The 1,156-nt window shown below is 55.0% G+C and carries 1 protein-coding gene and 1 pseudogene; both read right to left on the bottom strand.

The genetic code is table 11. The features are described from left to right. A pseudogene (locus C9J12_RS30070) lies at window positions 1–342 on the bottom strand (4Fe-4S dicluster domain-containing protein); the annotation flags it as partial. A gap of 1 nt (window position 343) precedes the next feature. Then, window positions 344–1,156, bottom strand: an 813-nt coding sequence (locus tag C9J12_RS30065; RefSeq protein WP_146150146.1) for a molybdopterin oxidoreductase family protein, incomplete at its 5' end; no start/stop codon positions are given.

The following is a 1,156-nucleotide window of genomic DNA, read 5'->3' as shown; positions in this document are numbered from 1 at the left end:
GTAGTAAGGGTCTTGTTCAAAAAAGGAGTCTTGGTAGTGGATCGCCATCAGATCGCAGCTCTGCACCCCAAACAACACGAATGGCTCGGGCTCCGGCAAGGTCTCTTTAAACAGTTGACCATCAAAAACATACAGCGGCTCCTGCTCAGCAAAGAAAAATTGCTTGGCGGAGTGAAGCGGCTTATGGTGCTGTAGCGGCGGCCACGCTGGCTCGGTCACTTGCTGCCAATGGGCGTCTTGCTGACCATCTGCTGATTGGGCAACCACCTGATATAACGCCCGAGAGCGCGCCAAGTGTGCCCGCAAACCATCCAATGAATCCAACAAGTAAGTGTTGTGCATACTAAGGTTCCTCCTTTAACTGCCACACGGCACGAGGGACATGGTCTGCAGGTAGCGCAATCACCGCGACGGCACACGCTTTCAACTCGGGCATCTTGGTAACCGGATCTTGGGCGGTATTGGTCAACTGATTTGAGGGCGCCTCTTTGAAGTGGTAAGGCATGCTCACCAGCCCAGGCTGGACGTCTTCGGTGATCATGGCGCGGGTTTCGATATAACCACGCCGTGACCGCACGCCCACTGGCCCATATAGTTGAATGGACAGCGCGCTGGCATCTTGCGGGTTAATAAATAAAATCCCGGGCGGGGTTTCCCGCTCCAACAGCGGCGACTTACGGCTCATCGAGCCACAGCCATAGTGGAAATGCAGTCGATTGGTGGTTAGCAGCAGTGGAAAGAGTTCATCGGCGGCTTCATCAATAGGAACATAGTGAACTGGTGTCAGCCGCGCCCGACCAATCGGGAACTGCTGTTGGTGCAATATCGCCGTCCCTTGCGGGGCGTTCGCATTGCAGGGCCACTGCAGACCATGATTGCGGTCCAAGTTCTGATAGTTCATCCCTTGATAAGAGGGGGTTAGTGAAGCCATCTCATCAAACACCGCTTCGCTACTGTGCCAGTTAAGTACGCGACTCCCCATCGCTTCAGCCAAGGCTTGCAACCACTGCCAATCCCCCATCGCTTCGCCCGGAGGCGGGATCACCGGATTGATCCGCTGTACCCTGCGCTCACAATTGGTAAAGGTACCAGCTTTCTCTGCAAATGAGGCGGCTGGCAAAATATAGTCTGCCAGCTTGGCCGTCTCGGTCATCGT

Source organism: Photobacterium frigidiphilum (genome assembly GCF_003025615.1).
Classification (GTDB): domain Bacteria; phylum Pseudomonadota; class Gammaproteobacteria; order Enterobacterales; family Vibrionaceae; genus Photobacterium; species Photobacterium frigidiphilum.
The sequence above is the reverse complement of the archived record's forward strand: the minus strand, read 5'-3'. Positions and strand labels throughout refer to the sequence as shown.